At 70.7% G+C, this 7,248-nt stretch carries 5 protein-coding genes; 1 reads left to right on the forward strand and 4 read right to left on the reverse strand.

The window, feature by feature from the left end; translation table 11 throughout:
* The 4 genes from H5J33_RS17740 to bldG form a co-directional block, all read right to left on the reverse strand.
* On the reverse strand, positions 1–583 hold a 583-nt coding region (locus H5J33_RS17740), incomplete at its 3' end, for a small secreted protein (protein WP_309485423.1).
* A gap of 214 nt (positions 584–797) precedes the next feature.
* Positions 798–3,200 carry a sodium-translocating pyrophosphatase gene (locus H5J33_RS17745; RefSeq protein ID WP_181795915.1) on the reverse strand — a complete coding sequence of 801 codons (2,403 nt, stop codon included), beginning with the start codon at positions 3,198–3,200 and terminating at the stop codon, positions 798–800.
* 297 nt (positions 3,201–3,497) lie between these two features.
* Complete coding sequence (locus H5J33_RS17750; protein ID WP_181795916.1) at positions 3,498–3,932, reverse strand: ATP-binding protein; 435 nt, start codon at positions 3,930–3,932, stop codon at positions 3,498–3,500.
* 217 nt (positions 3,933–4,149) lie between these two features.
* Positions 4,150–4,491 (reverse strand): anti-sigma factor antagonist BldG, encoded by a 342-nt coding sequence (gene bldG, locus H5J33_RS17755; RefSeq protein WP_030781841.1) that lies wholly within the window; start codon positions 4,489–4,491, stop codon positions 4,150–4,152.
* An 81-nt stretch (positions 4,492–4,572) separates the two neighbouring features.
* On the opposite strand from bldG, the gene H5J33_RS17760 reads away from it, so the two are divergent.
* A complete protein-coding gene (locus tag H5J33_RS17760; RefSeq protein ID WP_181795917.1) occupies positions 4,573–7,065 on the forward strand; it encodes a DEAD/DEAH box helicase in 2,493 nt (830 codons plus the stop codon).
* The last annotated feature ends 183 nt before the right edge of the window (positions 7,066–7,248 follow it).

Raw genomic sequence — 7,248 nt, forward strand, 5'->3', positions numbered from 1 at the left:
GTGCCGCCGCGGACGCGGCGACCTTGCAGCTGGGCTGCTCGGCCATGGCCTCCTTGACCTCGCCCTGCTCCAGCCGCTTCAGCGCCTCCGTGCCGTCGTCGCCCTGCTTGCCGATCTCCTTGGTCTGGCCGGCGACCTCCTTGAGGCCCTTGGCGAACTTGCCCTGGTCCTTGGTGTCGAGTCCCTCGACCGTCTTCTTCAGGTCGGTGTACGACGTGGACAGGCCGGCCAGGTTCCTGGCGGCGTCCTTCTGGAGCTTGGCTCCGCCGTCGATGCCGGGGGGCGCGCCGGCGCTGTCGAGGGCGCCCGCGAGGGCCTTGTAGCCGTCGGCGAGGTTCTGGAAGGCCTCGACGTACGTCTTCTGGGCGTCCTTGGGCGGAAGGTTGCTGTTCGTGGCGATGGACGCGATCGACGCGTTGGCCGACTTGATCCTGGCGCTCTGGGCGGGCACGGCGTCGCACACCGTCTTGGCCCAGGACACCAGCTTGGGGTCGGGCCCCTTGTCGCCGTCGCCGCCACACCCCGTCACCGCGACTGCGAGTACCGCACCGCCGGACAGTGCGGCCGCGAGCTTCTTGTTCACCGGATTGGTCCCTTCCATGGCTCTCGGCCCCCGGAATCTACACGGCGGACGGCCTCACCCCCGGTACCGGACGAGAGATCAGTCAGCTTTTATGACCTTTTGTGCCATGAGAGAGAAGGCTCACGACGTCGCCGGGCCCACACGGCAGGACGGGCGGCCGGCGCGTCCGCACGCGCCGGCCGCCCGTCCGTCACCCGGGTCTTGCCGCCCCTGGCTAGGAGACCACCGCCGCGTCGGGCGAGTTGCCGACCCGCTCGGCGTTGTCCTCGTCGCCGACGGCGATGCCGCGCCGCTTGGAGACGTACACGGCGACGATGATCACCAGCAGGGCGAGGACCGCGATCCCGATCCGCACGCCGAGGTTCTTGTCGTCGCCGTAGGAGAACTTGATCACGGCCGGTGCGATGAGCAGCGACACCAGGTTCATGACCTTCAGCAGCGGGTTGATCGCGGGTCCGGCGGTGTCCTTGAAGGGGTCGCCGACCGTGTCGCCGATCACCGTGGCCGCGTGCGCCTCGCTGCCCTTGCCGCCGTGGTGGCCGTCCTCCACCAGCTTCTTGGCGTTGTCCCAGGCACCGCCGGAGTTGGCGAGGAACACCGCCATCAGCGTGCCCGCGCCGATGGCACCGGCGAGGTAGGAACCGAGCGCGCCGACGCCGAGCGTGAACCCGATGAAGATCGGCGCCATGACGGCGAGCAGACCGGGCGTGGCCAGCTCGCGCAGGGCGTCCTTGGTGCAGATGTCGACGACCTTGCCGTACTCGGGTTTCTCGGTGAAGTCCATGATCCCGGGCTTCTCGCGGAACTGCCGCCGCACCTCGAACACCACCGAACCGGCCGAGCGCGACACGGCGTTGATGGCCAGCCCGGAGAACAGGAAGACGACCGCGGCGCCCGCGATCAGTCCGACCAGGTTGTTGGGCTGCGAGATATCCAGCGACAGGCCGAGCGGTGAGCCCGGCCCGGTCAGTTTGGCGCCGACGTCCTGCACATTGGTGGTGATCGCGTCGCGGTACGACCCGAACAGCGCCGACGCGGCCAGGACGGCGGTGGCGATGGCGATGCCCTTGGTGATGGCCTTGGTGGTGTTGCCGACCGCGTCCAGGTTGGTGAGCACCTGCGCGCCCGCGCCCTCGACGTCGCCGGACATCTCGGCGATGCCCTGCGCGTTGTCGGAGACCGGCCCGAAGGTGTCCATGGCGACGATCACGCCGACCGTGGTGAGCAGGCCGGTGCCGGCCAGGGCCACCGCGAACAGCGCCAGCATGATCGACGTGCCGCCGAGCAGGAACGCGCCGTACACACCGAGCCCGATGAGCAGGGCGGTGTACACGGCCGATTCCAGACCGACCGAGATGCCGGACAGGACGACGGTGGCCGGCCCGGTCAGCGAGGTCTTGCCGATGTCCCGCACCGGGCGGCGGTTGGTCTCGGTGAAGTAGCCGGTCAGCTGCTGGATGACGGCGGCGAGCAGGATGCCGATGGCGACCGCGACCAGCGCGAGGACGCGCGGGTCGCCGTCCTTGCCCTTGATCGCCGCGTCGGTGACGCCGTCCAGGCCGGCGTAGCTTCCCGGCAGGTAGACGAAGACGGCCACCGCGACCAGCGCCAGCGAGATCACCGCGGAGATGAAGAAGCCGCGGTTGATCGCGCTCATGCCGCTGCGGTCGGCGCGGCGCGGGGCGACCGCGAAGATGCCGATCATCGCCGTGATCACACCGATGGCGGGCACCAGCAGCGGGAAGGCCAGTCCGAAGTCGCCGAAGGCGGTCTTGCCGAGGATCAGCGCGGCCACCAGGGTCACGGCGTACGACTCGAAGAGGTCGGCCGCCATGCCCGCGCAGTCGCCGACGTTGTCGCCCACGTTGTCGGCGATGGTCGCGGCATTGCGCGGGTCGTCCTCCGGAATGCCCTGCTCGACCTTGCCGACCAGGTCGGCGCCGACGTCGGCGGCCTTGGTGAAGATGCCGCCGCCCACCCGCATGAACATGGCGATCAGGGCGGCGCCGAGGCCGAAGCCCTCCAGCACCTTCGGCGCGTCGGCGGCGTACACCAGCACCACACAGGAGGCGCCCAGCAGGCCGAGCCCCACCGTGAACATGCCGACGACGCCGCCCGTGCGAAATGCGATCTTCATCGCGGTGTGCGAGACGGTGGTGAGATCCTTTCGGGGTTCGCCGTCCGCGGGAGTCGCTTCCCGGGCCGCCGCGGCGACCCGCACGTTGCTGCGCACGGCGAGCCACATGCCGATATAGCCGGTGGCCGCCGAGAACGCCGCTCCGATCAGGAAGAACACCGAGCGGCCGGCCCGCTGATTCCAGTCGTCCGCGGGCAGCAGCATGAGCAGGAAGAACACGACGACGGCGAATACGCCGAGCGTGCGCAACTGCCGGGCGAGATAGGCCTTGGCGCCTTCCTGGACCGCCTCGGCGATCCGTTTCATGCTGTCGGTTCCCTCGCCCGCCGCGAGTACCTGCCGGACCAGGATCCCCGCGACCACCAGCGCGGCCAGGGCGACGGCCGCGATAACGGCGACGATGATCCGATTGTCGTCGGTCAGAACCGCTGCTGCGAGAGAAGTGGGATGACCCAGATGAGGGGTAGAAAGCCCCGCCATTCGTCCTCCTTGACGCTTGGGCTGAGCTCAAGATGTGGACGGATTGTAGGTACCCCGGAGTGATCTAAACAGGGGACGGTAAACGGATTCGGCCTCCTCGCGCTCTTCAGCAAATGATCGAGAGAACGACATGGAACCCGAAAGAAGTAATGCCCTCAGGGCATTGACGGCCGCATTGGTGCTTGATCAAATTATCGGGCTATTGATCGTGAATTCCTTCACGAATTGCGATGCGCCCGGAAAATACGACGAGGGCCCTGCCGAGCAGGGCCCTCGCGGGTGCGGCTACGCCGTCGGTCAGACGAGCGCCGTGGCCGGCGGCGTGGTCGGCCAGGTCATGCGGATCAGTCCGCCGTTCGGTCCGGTGGTGACCTCCACGTCGTCGACGAGGCCGCTGATGACCGCCAGGCCCATCTCGTCCTCCTCGACCTCGGTGTCGCCGTCCTGCGCGGTGCCGGGCGTGTCGCCGCCCGCGACGGCGTGCGGCGCCTCGTCGCCGACCTCGATGGAGAACTGTTTCTCCTCTTCGATCAGCGCCACCTTCACCGGTGCCGTGACGCCACTGCTCTGGTGCAGTCCCACCGCGCGGGAGCACGCCTCCCCCACGGCCAGGCGCACCTCGTCCAGGACGGCCTCGTCCACTCCCGCCCTGCGCGCCACCGCTGCCGCCACCAGCCGGGCGGTCCGGACGTGTTCGGGCAGCGCGCTGAAGCGGAGTTCGACGGTGGCCATGCATCCCCCTCGCGACTACGGGCGTGCGGTCGGGGACGGGGCCGCCGCCGGGCGGCCGCACCCCCTCGTGTCCTTCCTCTACCCCGGGCCGCCCCGTCCGCAGCGTCTGGTCTGCGTCATCCGCGTCGTGGGCGCGGCCCAGGGGGGACCGCCCGACGGCCGGGCTCCGGCAGGAGCCCGGCGCCGGCGACCGGTCCCGGGATCGGCCTGCGGCCGATCAGTCGGTGGCCGCCACCGCTTCCTCGACCGTGGTGTGGATCGGGAACACCTTGGTGAGGCCGGTGATACGGAAGATCTTGAGAATGCGCTCCTGGTTGCAGACCAGGCGCAGCGAGCCCTCATGGGCACGCACCCGCTTCAGACCGCCGACCAGCACGCCGAGCCCGGTGGAGTCGAGGAAGTCCACGCCCTCCATGTCGACGACGAGGTGGAAACTCCCGTCATTCACCAGCTCGACCAGCTGCTCGCGCAGCTTGGGCGCGGTATACACGTCGATTTCGCCACCGACTCGGACGACCGTACGATCGCCGACGGTCTCGGTCGACAGGGACAGGTCCACGGATCCTCCAGCACCTTGCTATCGAGCGTTTGTCCCTCGGGCACCTCGGCTTGCGGCCCCCGGGACGCTTCGCCAGCCGCGATGGCATTCAATCACTTACCGGCAGGCGTGCACGACGCCTTGACTCCATTGTCCGTCACACCAGTGACACACTCGGTGCCGATGGCCAAGAATCACCGATCCGATCGAACCCCGGCGGACCCGGCGTCCCGACCGTCTCCGAGCGCGGTCCTGGACCGGCTCGCCTCCGGGCCGAGCCGGGCTGCGCGCATCACTCATACGGAGCACTTGCCCCCGCGCCCGGGCCGCCATGCCGTCTGGCCTGACCGGATTCGGCCCGAGGTGATCGCGGCCGTCCAGGCGTGCGGAATCGAGCATCCCTGGGCGCACCAGGCGCGGGCGGCCGAGCACGCCCTGGACGGCGACTCGGTGGTCGTCGCCACCGGCACCGCCTCCGGCAAGTCCCTCGCCTATCTCATGCCCGTCCTGTCCACCCTCCTGGACGGGTCCGAGGCCCCGAACGGGCGCGGCACCACCGCCCTCTACCTGGCGCCCACCAAGGCGCTCGCGGCGGATCAGTGCCGGTCGGTGAAGGAACTTTCACAACCTCTCGGCACCTCGGTACGCCCGGCCGTGTACGACGGCGACACCCCGTTCGAGGAACGGGAGTGGATCCGCCAGTACGCCAACTACGTCCTCACCAACCCGGACATGCTGCACCGCGGGATACTCCCCTCCCACCCGCGCTGGTCCTCCTTCCTGAAGGCGCTCCGGTACGTCGTCATCGACGAGTGCCACACCTATCGCGGCGTGTTCGGCTCGCACGTCGCCCAGGTGCTGCGCCGGCTGCGCCGCCTGTGCGCCCGCTACGGCTCCTCCCCCGTGTTCCTGCTGGCCTCGGCGACCTCCGCCGAGCCCGCGGCCTCCGCCCGCCGGCTGACCGGCCTGCCGGTGGTGGAGGTCGCCGACGACGCCTCCCCGCGCGGGGAACTGGTCTTCGCCCTCTGGGAGCCCCCGCTCACCGAGTTGCAGGGGGAGAAGGGCGCCCCCGTACGGCGTACCGCCACCGCCGAGACCGCCGATCTGCTGACCGACCTGACCGTGCAGGGCGTGCGCTCGGTCGCCTTCGTCCGCTCCCGGCGCGGCGCCGAGCTGATCTCCGTCATCGCCCAGGAGCGGCTCGCCGAGGTCGACCGTTCCCTGGTCCGGCGTGTCGCGGCCTACCGCGGCGGCTACCTCCCCGAGGAACGCCGCGCCCTGGAACGCGCGCTGCACTCCGGCGAACTCCTCGGCCTCGCCGCGACGACGGCCCTGGAGCTGGGCGTGGACGTCTCCGGCCTGGACGCGGTGGTGATCGCCGGCTACCCGGGCACGCGCGCGTCCCTGTGGCAGCAGGCGGGCCGCGCGGGCCGCTCCGGCCAAGGCGCCCTCGCGGTCCTCGTCGCCCGCGACGACCCGCTGGACACCTTCCTCGTCCACCACCCCGAGGCCCTGTTCGACCAACCGGTGGAATCGACGGTCCTCGATCCCGACAACCCCTACGTGCTCGCCCCGCACCTGTGCGCCGCCGCCGCGGAGCTGCCGCTGACCGAGGAGGACCTGGAACTCTTCGGTCCCGGCTGCGCGGACGTGCTGCCGCAGCTGGAAGCCGCGAAGCTGCTGCGCCGGCGCACCCGGGCCTGGCACTGGACCCGCCGGGAGCGGGCCGCCGACCTCACCGACATCCGCGGCGCCGGTGGCCGCCCGGTGCAGATCGTGGAGTCCGGCACGGGCCGGCTGCTCGGCACGGTCGACGCGGGCGCCGCGCACTCCACGGTCCACGAGGGCGCCGTCCACCTGCACCAGGGCCGCACCTACCTGGTGCGCTCCCTGGACCTGGAGGACTCCGTCGCCCTGGTCGAACAGGCCGACCCGCCGTACTCGACCGTCGCCCGCGACACCACGTCGATCTCCATCCTGGAGACGGACACCGAGATCCCGTGGGGCTCCGGCCGCCTGTGCTTCGGCTCGGTGGAGGTCACCAACCAGGTGGTCTCCTATCTCCGCCGGCGCCTCATCACCGGCGAGGTCCTGGGCGAGACGAAACTCGACCTCCCTCCTCGTACGCTGCGCACCCGCGCGGTGTGGTGGACGGTCACCGAGGACCAGCTGGACGAGGCCCGGATCACCCCGGAGATCCTCGGCGGCTCGCTGCACGCCGCCGAACACGCCTCCATCGGCATGCTGCCCCTCTTCGCGACCTGCGACCGCTGGGACATCGGCGGAGTGTCCGTGCCGCTGCACCCCGACACCCTCCTGCCCACGGTCTTCGTCTACGACGGCCACCCCGGCGGCGCGGGCTTCGCCGAGCGGGCCTTCCACACCGCCCGCACCTGGCTGTCCGCCACCCGCGAGGCCATCGCCTCCTGCGAGTGCGAGGCCGGCTGCCCGTCCTGCATCCAGTCGCCCAAGTGCGGCAACGGCAACGACCCGCTGCACAAGAGGGGCGCGGTACGACTTCTCACGGTGCTGCTGCGGGGGGCGGCGGAGCAGCCGGCGGAGCAGCCGACCGAGGGCACGGCTCGTCAGGGCTGAGGCACGGGAGCTGCTGGTCAGGGGCTGGGCGGATCCGGCCGCGCTCCCGGTTCGGCAGGCCACACCGTCCGGAGTCCGTCCGGGATCCCGGGCGGTACAGGATCCGGTGGGCGCTGATCGGCAGGCGGCGCGGCCCGGACTGCCTCCAGGGCCCCGGCAGGACCCGGTGCGCCCGGTTCGGCA

Source organism: Streptomyces sp. WELS2 (assembly GCF_013870595.1).
Classification (GTDB): Bacteria; Actinomycetota; Actinomycetes; order Streptomycetales; family Streptomycetaceae; genus Streptomyces.